Here is an 18,615-nt window from a genome sequence, read left to right on the forward strand (position 1 = left end):
ATTATAAAAAATAAAAAATTTTGATGATGCAAAAAAGAGTTAAAAAACAAAGCTATTATTTCTTAAATAATAGTAAAATTAATTTATATAAAATAACACCGAAAACAAAACAAGAAAGCAAAGGATGTGATAACAAAAATGACAACTAAATTACGTAGTTGAAAAACAGCCTTAATTATTCAAGGCATTTTAATGGGAGCCCTATTTTCCTTTTTACCTTTTGAAATTTATCAAAAATTTGGACTATCAAAAATTTGATTTTTCCTATTACTTCCGACCGCAATGTTCTTTTTTACACCCCTATGAGCAAAAATAAAAAAGAACAAAGATAATATATTTATTTTACAAATTAACAGTTTTTTTCTTTTTCTTTTTGTTTCTTTATTAATGATGATTAATTTTTTTGATAACAAATTAATTATTTATTTTTATCCACTTTTACTTTTTACCACCGGGATTTTTGTTGCCGGAATGGTTCCTTTTACAATGGAAATCATTCGTAGTTATGCTCGGCAACATCAATTAAAAACAAATCCAAGTCTTTATTTTACCTTAGGTAGTGTTTTTACTATTATTATTCCCTTTTTATTTCAATATTTCTTAAATGACTTAGGAACTAATATTGCTTTACAAGCATATTTTACTCTTATTACTTTAACTAATTTTAGTTTAATCTTTTTTAACCATGACTTAAAAACTGAGGAAGTTACCTTTAAAATTAATCCAACAAGTTGAAAAACCTTGAAAAAAAATAAACAATTTTGAAGTTATTTATATTCATCAAGTTTTTTATATAGTATTAACGAGGTATTTGGTTACTTATTACCAGTTTTAATTTTTAAAGATACAAACTTAATGATTATTGCCGTTGGAGTTTTATATGTTATTCGAAAACTAAGTTATTTCCTTGGGTATTTGATTAAAACTAATACTACGACTATTAAACGAGATGTTTGTTGCAATACTATTATTGCCATTATTGCCGTTGGCCTATTATTAGGATTAACAATCGCTTATCTTATGCAACCACCACTATTAAATCATCTTTTATATCTAAGCGTAGGGTTAGGAGGAAGTCAAATTTTAATTGGTCTTTGTTTAGGACATTTAAGCCGAATACAAAAAAACAATATTATTAGTTTAGTTGGAACTGAACATTTAACATTAGCTTTAATGTTTGAACATGTTTTTGGCCATGCTATTTTTAGTTTATTGTTAAGTATTATCATTATCCCAGTTATTATTAATTTCCATACAATAATGTTAACCTATATAATTATCTATAGTGTTATTATCTTAATGTTAATATTAGGTTTTTGTTTTATTTTTACAAAACCAAAACTAGAAAATAAGACAAACCAATAAATTATAATTTAATTTTATAATCAAAGTAAAAACATCTTTTCAATTTAGCAAAAGATGTTTTTACTTTATTAAATTTATCCTCTTTTAACAATAAGAATCATGTCTAAATTATTTTCTCATAACTGACTTAACTGATTCGTCAACAGTTGATTTTAATGTTAACTCATACATTACCGTATCATTAATGTGCCGTGGAACAACTAAAACAATCTCATATTCAACACCATTATCAATCATCCGATCACCAACTTGGTAAATAGTTTGAAATTCAATGGCATTGATATCATTTTCAGTTGTATAATCATAATCATTTAAATCAAAACCAACTTTTTCACGAAACACTTTATCTTCAATAACTGTTGGATCATTAAATTCTAATGGAAAAGCTTTGAAAACTTCTTCATTCTCTGTCTGATTATCATCTAATTCTTCTTCATTTTCTGTTTCTAATTCTTCTTTAACTTTTTTCCGATCAAAAATTGAACTTAAAGAAAGTTTTTTTTCACTTTTTGTTTCTGATAACATTTTTGTGGACAAAAATTGTTGCGTTGGAAAATCATTAACAAAATTTGTATCACGTTTTGGCATAATATACTCTGTTGGTTTAACCAAACTAATTGGTCGTTCAATGCCACTATTTGTTCGTTCAAACTCATCACGATCAACTGTTTTTAACATTTCAGCGTGCTGCTGTTGTCCTAGTTTTTCTTGAATCACATTTAAATCATGTCCAAAACGTTCAACTTGTTCTTCACTAACTTGTGTTGAAGGATTCTTTGTTTTGGGGGTAATTAATCCCGTAAATTTTTTTAAAGCTTTGATATCATTATGCAGTTTAATTAAATAATCTTGGATTTGGTTCATATTCGTTTTTAAGTCATTTAATAATTGATTATCTGCGTTTTTATCAACTGGTGTTGACGATAACGCTGTTCTTGCTGTTTTTCGCAATGTTAATAACCAGATTACTATCGTAATTAAAAAACTAACACCACATATAGGAACAACGATTAATAAGAAAGCATAACCGATTTGGTATAAAATTATAAAATTAGTTGTTAATACTTCCATATTGTTTTGATCAATAATTTTCATTGAAAAAACAAAGTTAATTCCATATTGGATTAATCAAAATGCTGATGGAAAATCTGCAACAACAATATTCTCTTTACCATAAGCATTAGTCCCTGATAAAACATATATCTGATTATTAACAAGTAATTTATGTATTTGATTTCCAGCAATTACAATTAAGATGATTGATAATAATAGAAACAAAAGCATGAAAATAAAAAAGATAAGAAAAGTAATTTGTGTTTTGGTTAGTTTCATTAAATTAAAATTAAATCACGCTTTGCTTCTGTTAAAAGTTCATAACCAGTTTCTGTTACTAAAATATCATCTTCAATTCGAACACCACCAACATCAGGAATATAAATTCCTGGCTCAACAGTAATAATCATTCCTGGTTCTAATGAAACATTACAAAATGGTGATACTCGTGGAAATTCATGAATTTCAATGCCAACTCCATGCCCAGTTGAATGCGTAAAATATTGCCCATAGCCTTTACTTGTAATATAATCACGACAAATTTTATCAATTGTTGCAGTGCTAACACCTGGTTTGATTGCTTCAATCCCTAATTTTTGGGCTTGATAAACAACATCAAAAATTTCTAACATTTGATCAGAAGGTTTTCCTAACCCAATAGTACGAGTAGTATCAGAACAATACCCTTTATAAATACAACCAAAATCAATTGTAATTAATTCATTATTTTCAATAACTTTATCTGTTGCACGCCCATGTGGTAAAGCACCACGTCATCCTGATGCAACAATTGTATCAAAACTTGGCTTATCTGCTCCTGCTTCAATAAAACTATTAATAATAATTTGTTCAACTTGACGTTCAGTCATTCCTGGTTTAATTGTCTTAATAACATTATTAATAGCAATATCGCCAATTGCACATGCTTGTTTTAAAGCATCAATCTCTTGATTTGATTTAATTGCTCGTAATTCAGAAAAATCAACAGGTTTTAATTCAATTGTTGATAAACTTTTGGCTAAATTTTGATAAGTTAAATATGTTAAATAATCACTTTCGAAAGCTAATACTCTTACCTTATTTTTCGCTAAATCATCTTGCAACATTCCAAAAAAACCACCAGCATTATTTGTTATCATTTCTTTAATGTGCGTTACATTTTTAGCTTGTTTTTTTCCAGCGGTAATATATCTACCATCTAAATACAAAATTGATTCATTTTTTGTAAATAACAAATATCCTTCTGATGATTCAAATTCAGAAAATCAAAAACGATTAATCGTAGAATGAAATAAAACCCCATCAACTTGATGATTTTCTAAATACTGCGCTAATTCTGTTTGTTTATTTAATTTAAATTTAACATATTCTTTCATATTACTTCTCCTTTTTCTTATATATAAATTTAACCCTTATTTTTCTAGAATACAAGGTTTTTTTATTTAATTAATTAAATTTTGTAAAATTTCTTCCAGCTTATTGTCCTCATTTTTACCCAACCCATTTTGATAACCATAATGGGTAATGTTTGTTTTCTTACTTGGTAAAAAATCAATAATTTTAGCATATAAGCCTGTTTGATTAATCACTTCTTCAAAAATAATAATCTGTTGATAATTATTTGTGCTAATTTGCTTTAACATTGGTTTATCAACTGGATTAATAAATCTTGCATTAATAACATCAATTTTATTTGTTGCTAATTTAGTAATAATGCTTTGAGCTTTTGTAACATTATTACCATAAGTTATTAAGAGAATAGATGCTTCTTTATTGTTAATAACATGTTCTCATTGCCCAAGATTAAATTCTTTTTTTAAAGGTTGTATAATAATACCTCCTTTTGGATAACGAATAAAAAATGGATCTTGCTTATTTACAAGTGCTAATTTAAATAAATGGTCAAATTCACCACTAGTTGCTGGTTGACTAATAATTGGAATATCACCCATACTATTTAAAAAACCAACATCATAAATCCCATGATGACTATCACCATCACCTGGTGATAAAGCAGCCCGATCAATTAAAAAAATAACAGGTAATCGATTACGAACAACATCGTGTAAAATTTGATCATAAGTTCGTTGCAAAAAACTAGCATACATGCTAACAACAACTGGTTGATGATCTAATGCAAAACCAGATGCTAATGTAATCGCATGTTCTTCAGCCAACCCAACATCAATGCAATATTTTTCATTTTTTAACATAAACTCTTCTAAATAGATTGAAGCTTGCATTGCCGCTGAAATAAAATAAAATTTTTCATGAACAGTATGAAAAACTTTTTCAACTGTTTGCGCAACATAATAACTTCATTCACTAGTTTTAGTATCTTTTAAACTATACGAATGATACTTTTCTTGCTCTGTTTGAGTCAAACCATAACCATAACCCTTTTTTGTTTTAACATGGACAATAACACTACTTGAACTTTTTTTTGCTTGGCGGAAACTTTTGTTTAGTTTTCGAAAGTTATGACCATCAACAGTGCCAATATAATCTAGGTTAAATCCAGCAAATAAGCCTGGGATTGCAAAACTACGAATAATTTTTTCTACTAATAAATGTGCTAATCATAATAATGTCAATGGTGGAATGTATCGTAATACTTTAGAAACCTTACTGGCACTACGATATAATCATCCTGTTCGAACCTTACTAACTGTTGTATGTAAGATATTAACATTTTTTGAAATACTCATCCCATTATCATTCAAAACAACAATAATTTTATTTGAAATCAACCCCAAATGAGTTAAAGCTTCTAACGTTAAGCCATTAGTAAAAGATGCATCACCGATTACACAAATAATATTATTGTATTTTGGATTATAACTATAAGCAATAGCTGTTGATAAACCAGTTCCCGCATGACCATTTGAAATATAATCATATTTGCTTTCGTTAACATGTTGAAATGCCGCTAAACCATCTGGCAAACGAATTGTTGAAAAATGTGTTTTTCGATCAGTCAAAATTTTATAAGCATAGGTTTGATGACCAGTATCAAAAATAATAATATCATTATTATCAATATCAAAAATCTTTAGTAAACTAATTGTTAATTCAACTGTCCCTAAGTTACTAGCCAAATGGCCCCCATTTTTAGTTACTGTTGCAATAATCAGTTGGCGAACATCATTGGCTAATTCAATTAATGCTTTTGTTTTTAAATCTTTTAGATCATAATGACTCTGATAATCTCTTAACTTCATCCTCTAACCTCGCTTAATATTTTTGTAAAAAATAATTAATTTGCTGCACAAAATTATTGAAATATAATGGGGTAATTTCACCAATTAAATAATGACAATTAGCTGTTACATCTAATTTAATTTTATAAATTTCAACATTAGCACTATCCTTAAATAGTTTTTTCATTACTGTTAAGTTAATTAAAAAAACAAGATAATATCCATAGTCAAAATATAATTCAGCATTTTGTTTTTTTATAAAGGGCTGATAGAAAATATTTGCAATAAAATTATATAACAAATCAAAACGATAGTATTTGATAATCTTTGAATCATCAATTTTAACATTTGCAAAAATTTCTTTTTCATAATTTGTAGCAATTTTATTAACTAAAATTTTTTGTTCTAATTCCTCAATTACCTTTAAAATTTGAATTTCTTCACGTTTCACCCTAGGATGACGAATATATTGCATATGATAATAAATTAAAACTAACTTAATTAAAATAATACTATCAAAGTATTCTTTTTCATCAAAATTATTTAAGCGTAGTAAATAAACAAAATTCTTAATTAAAATATCTTTTTCATCAAATGTTTTAAAATCCTTTAAAACAACTCGACTTAATTTTAATTTAAATAATTTTTTCCTAATTTTAATATTGTTTTTTTTAACTCAGCCACTTCGTTCAAAAATTTGTCCTGCCATAATAAATTATTCTTCATCAACTTTAAAATCAGTTGTATTATTATCTTTCACAATTTTAGTGACTTTATCTTTAATATCTCGTAATTTAGTTTCTGCTAATTTAGTTAATTTAATTCCCGTTTCAAAAGCATCAATCGCTTGATCTAATGGTAACTGATTATTTTCTAAATCATTAACGATTTGTTTTAATTGTTCTAAAACTTGTTCAAATGATTTATTCTCTGCCATTTTCTTCACCATCCTTTTTAATTGTTTGTACAATTGACTCAATAATTCCATCTTGCACACGTGTCATTATTATATCATTATTCGTTACTTCTTGAATTGATGTTAACACATTTTTATCATTATTATAAGTAATACTATAACCTCGTGTTAATGTTTTCAACGGACTTAATAAGTCTAATTTACTTAATAAATTATTTTTCGTATATTCAATTGCTAAAATTTGTTGTTGGATTAATGTGGTTAATCTTTGATAATAAGTTTGAATAACATTCTTGTTGGCCAGGAAAAAAGTTTCTTGGCAAACATTAAACTGCTTTACTAATAATTGATAAGAATGTTCTTGTTGACCATACAATGCTTGGGGTTTTGTTAAAACATAACTATTTTTTAATTCTGTTATTTTATCAACAAATTTATCAACTTTTGTTTTAATCGTTGTTATTAAAGTACGTTGTTGATGGTTTAAAAAATTCATTAACTCTTTTTGATCGGGTGTTGCTAATTCAGCTGCTGCGGTTGGGGTTGGTGCTCGTAAATCACTAACAAAATCTGCTAAAGTAAAATCAATTTCATGTCCTACCGCTGATATAACAGGAATTGTTGCTTGAAAAATTGCTTCAACAACTTCCAATTCATTAAAAGCTCATAAATCTTCAATACTACCCCCACCACGACCGACAATCAAGGTATCAATTTTAGGCTCAAAAGTTAAGGCTGCTTTAATATTTTTTCGAATATCATGCTTTGCTTCACTACCTTGAACTAAACTTGGAAATAAATAAATATTAGCTTGTGGATAACGCCGATGAATCGTGGTAATAATATCACGAATAGCTGCTCCAGTTGGGGCTGTTATTACTCCAATATTGGTTGGAAACTGAGGAATTGGTTTTTTTAATGATTGATCAAATCATCCTTTTTTGCTTAATTCTTGCTTTAATGCTTCATACTTTAAAAACAAGTCCCCTACCCCATGTAAAGATAAAGAAACAACTTGTAAACTATACGTTCCCTGCGGTTCATATACTTTAATTGAACCTGTTGCAACAATCTTTAATCCTTCTTTTAATTTAAACTGTAAATTTTTAGCATTAAAAGCAAACATAATTGCCCGAATTTGGGCCTTATCATCTTTAATTGTAAAGTAAATATGTCCTGACGAATGGTTTGTAATATTAGAAATTTCACCTTGTAGAGAAATATTAATAAAATTGGGATTTTGTTCAATTGCTGTTTTTAAATATGCGTTAACTTCACTAACAGTATAAATGTTCTTACTCATAAAACCCCTCCATATGCCATTATCTTCCAATTAATAATATCACTGAAAAGAATAAAAATTAGTTTAAAATTAAACTAATTTTAATAAATATTATTTACTTCTTCTAACTGATCATGATTAATTCGAAACATTTTGTTATTTTGTTCGTCAATAATATAACTATGAATATTATTAGTTGTTTCTTTTTCATTAAGAATTTTTTTTAATAAAAAAGTTTGGTTTAAATAATCAATTTGATATAAGTTACCAAGTGTTGTCATAACATAAGTTACGCCTTTAACAGCAAATAATGAATTTGTTGCTAAATATTCTTCGCCAGGAATAAAACCTTGTTTTAAATTAAGAAAAATTGGGGCTGTTAAATCTAACATTCAATCTGAACCATCATATTGTAAATTAAATAAAATTGGATCTAAGTTTTCTGTTGCCGGATTAATAACAGCAACATATAATTTATTGCGAATTTCAATTACTTGAATTAAAGCAACCGTTAACAAATCTCATTGATCATTTCCTTGTACTTTAATTGCCTTATATTTTGGTTGAGCTAATTGACCATTATTAACTGCTTGTGTTACCATATATAACTGTCTGTTATTTGGATAATGTTGAATAACATTAATTCGCATTGTATTATTTGGAATTTTGTTAATGTTTTTTGGAAATATCATTCGTCCAAGCTGTAATAAGTTTTGATGATTAACAGTATCACAATCTCACTGTAATAATTCTTGATCTGTTGTTTGATAACCCGTCGGTGTTTTTTCAATTGCAATTGCACCTTGACTACCAATTCCTAACATACTATTCTTAGTAATTTGAAAAGCACTGCTTACTGTAAAAACTAAATTATTTTTAATTATTTCATCAGGAGTTAAATATTTTAATGATAATCAGAATGATTGATTAGTTAAAAATTCAAAACTATTATTAATATCATATTTTACTTCAAAAACAATTCCAACCGAAAAACTATGATCATCAAGAATTTGACCATCACGATCTAAAACAGTTGTAATTTTAATGTTCTGAGGGGTAACACCATAAATGTTGTTATCGCCCCCCAAAACATTATAAATAGTATTTACTGCATAAATTTTACCTTCAGTTAAAGTTACTTTATTCTTATCAATTTCAATTTCTTGATATGTTTTAACTGTATTGGTAACCTTTTGAACTGCCAATGCTAATGTATTTTTTTGTTCGGGATATAGATTATCATTCTTTGTACAACTTATTAATGTTAAAGGTAACCCTAACATTAACGTTCCAACTGTCAAAATTGTTCATATTTTTTTCATTGGTTCTAACTCCTATTCATCACTTAATGTGACAATTGTTTGAATTGGTAACTGGTTAATTTTTCTTGTTGATAAAACAAATGTTAAGGCAAAAATCACACTAATAATTCCAAAAATCGCAATAAATAATAATCACGGCATTGGTAAACTTAATGGCAAACTAATCGCTTGTAACCCCATTTTAACGGCAAAATAAACCGCTGTTCAAACTAAGAAAAAGCCTAGTAATCAACCTAAAATGGCAAAGGGAATAAAAATTGCTAATGTCATACTATTAATTTCTCCACGCCGGTAACCAAAAACTCGCATTAAAGCAATAAATTTTGTATATCGTTCCATAAAAACATCTGTTACTAAGAAAATAATAATAACTGCTGTTAAAATAATAATCGATACCATTGCTCCTGCTAACACAGTTGTAAAATAACTTAACTGATTAACAACTTGTTTCTTATTATATAAATAATCAACTTTACCAACTGCCGAACTGAAAAAAGTTAAACCATCATTTAGCGAATTATCCGCGCTAACAGAAGATAACACATAGCGTTGAAATTGATCAGCAGGTTGGATTGCTTTCGTATATTTACCATTAAATCATTGGGAACTATCTTGATATCCAAGAACATGATTTGCTCATTTTTGATCTAAAAAAATTCGAGCTTGATCATAAGAATGTTGGACTCCAACCACCTTAAATTGATAATTAGATAAGACATTAAAATTAGATGTTGTTACTCGCAACAGTCCTAATTTCAAAGCTTGCCCATACCAATTTTTAGCAAAACCACCATTTACTAAATCAATCAATGATTTTAAAGGATGGTCAAAATCTAAATCATATGCACCTATAACATAGTTATTTTGTTCAATTTTAGTTACTTTATTATTTAATAAATCAACTTTCATTGGACCACTTTCTGGATTAATATCAATCTTGTCTTGACTTCAAGCATGCGCATCAATCATATTAACTGGTAAATTTAATTTTAAACCACTAATTGAAGCATATGGCTGATTAACATTTGTTCCTCACTGGTCATTATTAGTCCCCGTTAATAAAGAATTTGTTAAATGTGATAGATTTAAAGTTCAAGGGTTATTTGTAATATTACCATTTTGATAAGTTCATCATTCAGGTTTAATATCATAATATTGTTGGTCTTTACCTAAATATTGCAGTCGTGGTTGATTGGTATAAAAATTAATAATATCATTCAATCTTAAATTATATTTTACCGCTGCTGAATCATTAATTGCAATTGGAATTGTTTTATTCTGTTTTGAAGGAACTTTTTGTAATTTTGTTTTTAAGTCATTTGTAAAAACAACTTGGTTATCATTGACATTAAGACCATATGATGAAATTTGATTTTTTGCACTATCACGGATAATTCCATTGACAGCAGCAATTTTTGTATCAAAACCGGTAAATAAACTATCTGTTTTTTGATCATAAGCCATTGAGTTGAACCCAAAGTTAAAGCGTAACTGATATTTTTCATTTGCTGCTCATTTTTCCTTAATAACAGTTGGTAAAATTGTATTAGTTGCTTGTTCAATACAATACGACCATTTATGTCATGTTGTTCCTGCTGCTTCTGAATTTGAAACTGGTGATTGACCAAATAATTGAGGTAAAAAAGTACATGTTACTAATGATAATTGATTATCAAGCCGAGTTTTAATATTACTATCCGTTGGTAAATCATATAAATAGCGTAATAACCCAACTGAAATATTGCTGCCTTTAAATACCGTCATATTTTGTACTAACATATTAACAACAAACAACGGATAAGAGGCACTATAGTTAGGATTGGTCGCTAATTCTTGCAAAGTAATTCATTTTGTTGTATTATCTGCACCTCGTGCATATACATACGGTGCAATTGGGACATTTTCTAACTTTTGATAAATTGGGTCATTAACTCCACCATAATCTGGAAGATCTTCACTAGGACTATCATAAAGTTCATAACGACTTAACGGATTATTATAAATAATATTTTGATAATTTAATTCATTGGCATAATTTAAGTTTTGATAATATTGTTTGCTTAAGGTTTTGATACTATTTGGAACCAAGGCTGCTAACGTAATTGTGCCCGTAGCAATAAAAGTTGTTACTAAGAACATAATAACTGCTTTTCAACTAGCTCCTAATAGGACTAACCGGAATCGGGTCTTAAATGACCGCTTAGTAAAATATAATGATAATTGACTAATTAATTTGTTTGGTTTAAAATCACGATTTGGATTTATTAATGCTAACACTTCTCGACCTAATATGACATTACATTCAATCACAACAAGAATAAAAATAATGCTTCCTGCTAAAAGGAAAAACAATAATAACACTTGCCAATTAATGACAAAAGTACTTGGTAAGATAAAATATTGTCCAAATAAATTAATAATTGGAACCTGTAAGCCCAAACCAAGTAATCACCCAATTGGAGTAGCAATTATTAAAGCCGTCAAAAAATACATCACATAGGATAATGAAATTTTAAAATTATTATAACCATTTGCCTTTAAAATCCCAATTTGACTCCGTTGCTTTTCAATCATACTTTTTAATTGAATAAATAAAATAATCATAATAATTATGGCAAAAAAGATTACAATTCCAATTATTACTAAATGATAAATTTTAATTGCATTGTTTAATAATTGATATCGATTATTAATCAACTGGTTAGCATCAAATTTACTAAAACTAACATTATTAATAACATCCGTTTTATTTTGAAAAATTGCCTCTACTGTTTTTCCCAAACGGTTAATATTATCAGCTAAATAAACACGATAATAACTTAAATCAGTTTCCTTCTTATTTTGATTATCACCATAATATGTTAATTGAACTGTACTAACATCTTGATACTGTTGACTAGTAAAACCTTCATTATTGTAACCAAATAAACGATTAAACATTTGAGGATGAACATAAACAATTGATTCATTTTTTGCATCAGGTAAAAAATCAGTATCATAAATTGTTGGATAAATATTTTGTGTATCGCCTCCAACAGCTTCAATATAAAGTTTTAATTGATTAACTAGAATCGTATCATCAAAACGCAAATGATTTGCTTTAAAATACTGTGGTAACACAATTGCCGTATCAACCATTTCATTTAAACCCCGATCAAATCATTTTGATTTTTGTAATATTTTTAATTGTCCTGAATTATAAGGCTGCGTTCAGTCAATAAACTTATATTTTTTCCCATCAGTTGTTCACGCAATTGCTTGGTTACGATTAACAACTTGAAAATTACTAATCATTCCAAGCATATCTTGATAAGTTGTTAAAAAATCATTATTAATAAATTTATTATTATAATCATACTGACCAAAAAAGTCATATGTACTTAAATTACGAACCTTATAACTACCGTTTAACAAAAAGTTTTTAGTAACATTACTATGATCATTTTTATCATTTAAAAGTTGCACAATATTATCATTTTTAGCATCAGTTAAAAAATAACGATAATTTTCGACTCCTGTACAACCAGTGCTATTCTGACATTCAAGTTCTTTTAACCCCAAAGTATTATTTGGATCATAAATTGGAAAACCTATTGTTCCCCGCATCCCCCAATATTTATCGGTTGCTGCTGTTGGGGTTAAAAAAATTCGATCTGCTCGAGCAACATTTTTACCAGGATTATCAATTCCTAAATTTTTTGTTTGCCAATGTTCACCTAAGTTTGCCCCGTTAATAAACTGATTTAAAAGGTCAGTATCTGTAGTATTATTTTTTAACGCATAAACTTCAATGTTTTTATACACTAAATAAGTTAACCGTGACTCTAAAATAAAATGCATATAACGTTTTACCAAATTAATTGCTTGTGTTTTAACAGTTGAATCAATACTATTATTAAAAATAAAACGCTTGTATAATTGTCCTAATAATGATTTTTGAAATGAATACGCATTAAAATTAAACCGATATAACTGTGAAAATTCTCCCGTTAAAACATTATTATCAGTCAGGTTAATTGCATTATAATCTAATAAAATATTTTCAAATGGTACTCAACTACCACTTTTTGCAATTTGCAAATGGTTTTTATCAATTTTAAATTGGTATTTTTCCCCTTTTAAACCCGTACCTAAATCAAATGGTTTTAAAACATCATCTGGACCCCCAATTGTTAAGGTTCCATAGTTTTTTTCAAAAAAACCATTTCCAATCCCAGCATAATCAACGTCAAAAGCAAACCAAGGTGTAATGGTTTGTTGATTGTTTGCTTCATAATTAGTTGAAATATAATTATAGTTATAATCAATATTTAATGTTCCATATCCCATTGTTTTATTTGCTTTTTGCAACCGATCAAAAGAAGTTAAACAAACAGTTGAAAATAGTGCTGTTAAAACAATTAAAATAACAAAAATAAAAACTTGTGTTTTATTTTTAAAAGTATTTAAAATTCCTTGTTTCAACAATAATCACATTTTTCTGTCCTCTTTCGTTAAAAGTGTTATTAATTCTTTTTATTTAGTAGTTAAATATTGATAAGTTTTAGAAAAACGAAAAATAATTGTAAAAAAAATTTTATTTCGATAAATTAAGACATGTTTATTTGCAATAATTTTTTTATTTTTATTTTGATCAAAATAACTGTCAAATAAATAAACACGATCATTTTTTTGATAAATCGTAAAATATATCGAGCAACTACTTAAATAAATAATTCATAATATTGCTAAAATTAAAGTACTTATGCCAAAATAAGCAATGTTTAATAATGTTGCTTCGTTAGAAATATCACCATTTCCAAAAATAATTGGTTCAAAAATTGCTAAGAGCGATAAAATTACTAAGATTAATAATATTACTGTTGTTCCAACATTAACTCCAAAAAAAATCCACGAAATAATTCGGTTTTTCCGAAGAAAGCTTTGACAATAACCGTAAATCAAATATATTGTACCAATAAGTCAAATTGCTAATGCTAAATAAATAAAGATTTCAAGAATAACTAAATAAAATGGAACCATCTTAACCTCCTAAATATGTTGTTACAACTTTATTAATGATATTTTCAAATGTTTTAACAACCATTACTTCATCAATATTATTTCGTGTTAAAAAGCGATATAAGAATGAATTTGATAATTTAATATCACTTTCTGCTGTTAACGCATTGTAATTAAAATTGAACTTACTATGACTAGTTGGTTTACTTAATTTAACATTGCTATTAACATATGACATCATTGTTACATAATTTGGTAATAAGTTTAATTTTTTTAAGTACATAATTTTATTGTTCATATTAACTCCGTAGGCAATGGCATCTAATCGTGTTGAGGGATTAAAATCAGCAACAACATTATTGTTTGGATCAGGATTTGCAATTGAAGGATAAGCAAACATTGTATCACCAGCAATATAAATTAAACCAGTATGTTCATCATAATCAGCTGATCAATATGCTGTTTCGGTCCATCCATTTAAAAGATAACGCATATAATGTGGAGCATTTTCTTTTAATAAAGCTAATTGAATATAAGAACTTACCCCGGGTTCAGAACGAATTAAATTAAACGTATTATCAGCATCTAATGAATACTGACCCGTAATATATCCTTTATCATTTCGTTGTTTTACTAAATTCATAAATTTACTATTTTGTTCATTATAAATATCTAAAAAATAAATATGTAGAATATCAACCTCATATGTTGCTGGATCATTATAATCAATATCACGTTCTCAATCACAAGCTGCTAATTTAATATATTCACGGTTAGGATCATATTTCTGAATTAATGTTAAATATTTGCCAATTGTTGAACCGGGTAATTCATCAATATAAAGATATGGAGTAACAGTTTGTGTTCATTTCGGTTTAACTGTTTTAATATGATTTAACAATTGTTTTAAAAATCATTCGTTATTTCTAATCCCGTCTTCAACATACATATTCATACTAATTGGCATATAGTCTTGTTTATCTTCATCTCAAACATTATTAGTTTTATAAGTTTTATTTCAAGCGGCTTGTCACCCACTTAATAAAGCTTTTGTATAACCAACCTCTGCCATTTTGTTCATATAATGATCTCATGCTTTTCAATCTTCATCCGCAATGTATAATCTTTTTTGCTGATTATACCGTCATGGTAAAAATGTTTGAACTTTGTTTCCATCCAATCAATTATTATGCCATTCGGTATTTTTTCGTTCATTTAATGAAATTGAACTTTGAAAATAATCCATCCCTAAAACATTATGTAAATAAGTGTTCTCTTGTTTTCAATAACGATCTCAATTATAATCAATATATTCGATATTATCATATTTGTTTTTAATAATATTTGGAACTTGATAATTATTATAGTAAGCAGCACTTCAACCAAAAAATGAATAAATATTAAAATCAGATTTTTTTTGTTCTGTTGGCAATAATAAGTCAGCAACTTTAACTTGAATTTCATTTTCACTTAAAAGTACATTAGTTTGTTTTGTTCCCGGAACATCACCAGTTAATTGAACATTAACAGTATAATTTCCTGGATTAGCCACAACTTTATCTTTAAAGCTCATAATTTTGATTCATAAAATATAAACTTTATTTTTATAAGCATTTTTTTCAATTGAATTTGTAGTAATTGCATCAGGAACTAATAATTTTTCATTAATTCCATATGGATTTGGAATTCGTTGAGTTGTTAACGAATATGATGCATAAATAAAACGATTAAAACCAATCTGAATTGTCAGATTGTTTTTTTCTAACTCAGCAGCATTAGTAACAGTTGCGGTTAAATTAGTAATATCATAGTTGTTTGTTTTCAGAACTAATTGTGTATTAATAAAATCTTGTTTTCATAATTGCAAATTAACATTAGGATTAATACAATTATTATAATTTTCTAAATTACCATAAAACTTAGCATTTTTTAAATCATTGCTTAATTCATTTGGCTGATATAAAGCATAATTATCATGTTGACTACCAAAAAAAGTGTGAACATAAGGAGTTTTATCTTTACTTTGACTTTGCGTTGTTGGTTGACAACCCTCTAATCAAACACTTCGCATAAAACTATCCTTTTTCACAAATAAAACAATTGTCACTACAGTAGTAAAAATAGTTAAAAATAAAATTAATGACATTGCAATCTTTTTAAACATTTATAAATTCCTTTCATATTTTTTACTTAATTAATATAAGAAATAAATTTGTTTTCACGCTCCACTTTGAGTTGACCCAATTCCGTTCGTAATTTCACCAGAACGAACATAATTATCAATTTTTGTAATAATTCACATTGGTTGTTCTAAATTACCAACATTAGTTCATTCAATATGGTATTTATGACTAACTGGTTTTAAATTATCTGACAATCCCAATCCGCTATATGCAATGTTTTCCTGCTTATTATCAATACTATAAAACTGTTTTGGATTGTAATGATCATCATAAAATTGATCATTAACATTAATTTGATTAGTATGACTTTCAGTATACAATTTTGTTACTGAACTATCACCAACACCATTATATTCAAAATCATATGATAAACGTTCTTCTGCTCCTACCACTTTTTGTGTATATTGTGGATTACTTACTTTTCAATATTTATCATCAACAACATATTGTAATACGTTTTCATGTAAAGTTTTCATAACATTATTAACACCAGCAAAGAAAGGACTATTACTATTAAAAAATAAGTAATTATAATCTTGATAAGCAATAGCGGTTGGATCAGAAATAGCAACTAGTAAATGTTGTAATAATGAATTTTTTTCAAACTTGTTTGTACTATTATTTCAACCCATTGTTTTTAAAACATTATTTAAATTAGTTGTTGTTAACTCTTCAAAAGAATTTGCTAAGTTTTGATAACCACTTAGAGTTGTCAAAATATCATTATCATTTGTTAAAGTCTTAATTAAATCTGTTAAATCAAAGAAGATATTTGATAAAGTAAATTTAAAATTAACTTTATCACCTTGTAAAGCTAATAAAATATCTAGTAATTGTTGTAAACTTGTTTTTTGTGCTTGCTCTGAAGCTCACCAAATTGCAGTTTTTATTTTACTAGCCAGACTATCAATAATATTATTTGTTATTTTAAGATTTAATGCTTTTTGGGTTGCTGGGGATAATTTTTTCCAAATATTTAGTAGTAATTCACCAACATGACCAATATTTTGATAGTTTCCAGCAAGATTATTATCATTATAAGTTTTAAAATCAGGAATTTTTTTATTCATAATGGCATTTGTTAAATTAAAATTATGATATCCTTTGCTTGTTTCATCTTTTAACTTTGTTAATAGTTCTTTTGTTTCCGGACTTTGTTCCACTAATTTTTTTAATTCATCATTAACTTCACCACTTGATAAAAATCCTCAAAAACCACTATCAATTCCCGCCAAAGAATTAATTTGTGCTAAAAATTCACTAATAATTACTCGCAATAAAACATAAATTGGATTTGTTTCTACTTGAGCATCTTTACCAATAAAGTTAAAAATATTATTTAAAAACATTGCCCCAATTTGAGCACCTAATGGATTTTCATCAACTTGATTTAACATTGATAAAAATTGCGCCGTTTTACCATAAATTGCCGTTAAAGTTGAGGTTTTTTCAATTGTATATTCATTATCACCGAATTCATATTGTGGTTTTAAACCAGTACTTTGTTCAGTATCAATAAATAAATTTTTTTCTTTAACACCAACATGTTGGTTATTATAGAAAGGATTGGTTGATAAGCCCATTCCTCCTGCGGGATAACTAACATAGAAAGCACGCGTTGCTGGAATTCAGAACTTAATACCAACATTGTTCATTAAAGCTGACAAAGCACCCATATCATAGTTATAACCTAATAATTCACTACGATTAGCATCAATTTGTTGTTTTGCAGGGTCAAAAAAACCATTCGCAAGAAAATCACGATAATAAGTATTATCATACATTCCAATATAATATTGTGGTAACAATTGTTCACGGGTTGACTTAGGATCAGCATTTTTTGTGTGTGCAATCATTTTATTGTAATTGTTGTTAAAATCTTGAATTAATTTTGATAAATTAATTTTTTGATTATTGTAAGTATAAATACTTGGAATTGATTTTCAATATGCTGCTGGAGCATATAAACTTCGCACAAGTTCACTTGGATTAAAATTTAAATTTTCATGACGTGCTAATAAAGTAATTTTTGTTAACAGTCCTGTTGTATTAATCATATTACGAAGTTTTTCAGGAATATCATTGTTATTATCATTATCACCCTTATGACGACAAGCTAATAACGGCATACTATTTCCAACCACAACAGTTGAAATAGCAAAAAAACTTAATAATTTTTTCATAAGATAACGCCTTTCCTTTGTACATTATAAAAATACATACTTTTCTATTTTAATAAAAAAAAAAAAAAAAACAAGTAAAACTTGTTTTTTGTTTAAATAAAATTCCTGTT

The 18,615-nt window shown here is 27.2% G+C and carries 12 protein-coding genes; 1 reads left to right on the top strand and 11 read right to left on the bottom strand.

Annotation, left to right across the window (positions count from 1 at the left end; all coding sequences use genetic code 4):
* The first annotated feature begins 138 nt into the window (after positions 1-138).
* Complete coding sequence (locus S100390_RS02885; protein ID WP_070406788.1) at positions 139-1,365, top strand: hypothetical protein; 1,227 nt, start codon at positions 139-141, stop codon at positions 1,363-1,365.
* Between the two features lie 108 nt (positions 1,366-1,473).
* Here the strand turns inward: S100390_RS02885 and S100390_RS02890 are convergent, their stop codons facing one another.
* The 11 genes from S100390_RS02890 to S100390_RS02940 form a co-directional block, all read right to left on the bottom strand.
* On the bottom strand, positions 1,474-2,697 hold the full coding sequence (locus S100390_RS02890; RefSeq protein WP_070406789.1) for a hypothetical protein: 1,224 nt from the start codon (positions 2,695-2,697) through the stop codon (positions 1,474-1,476).
* Positions 2,697-3,794 (bottom strand): aminopeptidase P family protein, encoded by a 1,098-nt coding sequence (locus tag S100390_RS02895; protein WP_070406790.1) that lies wholly within the window; start codon positions 3,792-3,794, stop codon positions 2,697-2,699. The genes S100390_RS02890 and S100390_RS02895 overlap by 1 nt, the downstream gene beginning before the upstream one ends.
* Before the next feature lie 66 nt (positions 3,795-3,860).
* On the bottom strand, positions 3,861-5,639 hold the full coding sequence (locus S100390_RS02900) for a 1-deoxy-D-xylulose-5-phosphate synthase (protein ID WP_070406791.1): 1,779 nt from the start codon (positions 5,637-5,639) through the stop codon (positions 3,861-3,863).
* A gap of 13 nt (positions 5,640-5,652) precedes the next feature.
* On the bottom strand, positions 5,653-6,327 hold the full coding sequence (locus S100390_RS02905) for a hypothetical protein (RefSeq protein ID WP_070406792.1): 675 nt from the start codon (positions 6,325-6,327) through the stop codon (positions 5,653-5,655).
* Between the two features lie 6 nt (positions 6,328-6,333).
* On the bottom strand, positions 6,334-6,555 hold the full coding sequence (xseB, locus tag S100390_RS02910; RefSeq protein WP_070406793.1) for an exodeoxyribonuclease VII small subunit: 222 nt from the start codon (positions 6,553-6,555) through the stop codon (positions 6,334-6,336).
* Entirely contained in the window at positions 6,542-7,837 is a 1,296-nt protein-coding gene (gene xseA, locus S100390_RS02915; RefSeq protein ID WP_070406794.1) for an exodeoxyribonuclease VII large subunit, read from the bottom strand. Before xseA ends, xseB begins: the two co-directional genes overlap by 14 nt.
* Positions 7,838-7,917: 80 nt before the next feature.
* Positions 7,918-9,138, bottom strand: a complete 1,221-nt coding sequence (locus tag S100390_RS02920) for a hypothetical protein (RefSeq protein ID WP_070406795.1) — start codon at positions 9,136-9,138, stop codon at positions 7,918-7,920.
* A 12-nt stretch (positions 9,139-9,150) separates the two neighbouring features.
* Positions 9,151-13,614, bottom strand: a complete 4,464-nt coding sequence (locus S100390_RS02925) for an ABC transporter permease (protein WP_070406796.1) — start codon at positions 13,612-13,614, stop codon at positions 9,151-9,153.
* Between the two features lie 39 nt (positions 13,615-13,653).
* Positions 13,654-14,160 (bottom strand): hypothetical protein, encoded by a 507-nt coding sequence (locus S100390_RS02930; protein ID WP_070406797.1) that lies wholly within the window; start codon positions 14,158-14,160, stop codon positions 13,654-13,656.
* A gap of 1 nt (position 14,161) precedes the next feature.
* The gene (locus S100390_RS02935) at positions 14,162-16,303 is read right to left on the bottom strand and encodes a glycoside hydrolase domain-containing protein (RefSeq protein ID WP_070406798.1); all 2,142 of its coding nucleotides are present in this window, start codon (positions 16,301-16,303) and stop codon (positions 14,162-14,164) included.
* Positions 16,304-16,333: 30 nt separating this feature from the next.
* The gene (locus S100390_RS02940; RefSeq protein ID WP_070406799.1) at positions 16,334-18,505 is read right to left on the bottom strand and encodes a hypothetical protein; all 2,172 of its coding nucleotides are present in this window, start codon (positions 18,503-18,505) and stop codon (positions 16,334-16,336) included.
* Positions 18,506-18,615: the final 110 nt, after the last annotated feature.

The sequence above is a fragment of the Spiroplasma sp. NBRC 100390 genome (genome assembly GCF_001886495.1).
Lineage (GTDB): Bacteria > Bacillota_I > Bacilli_A > Mycoplasmatales > Mycoplasmataceae > Spiroplasma.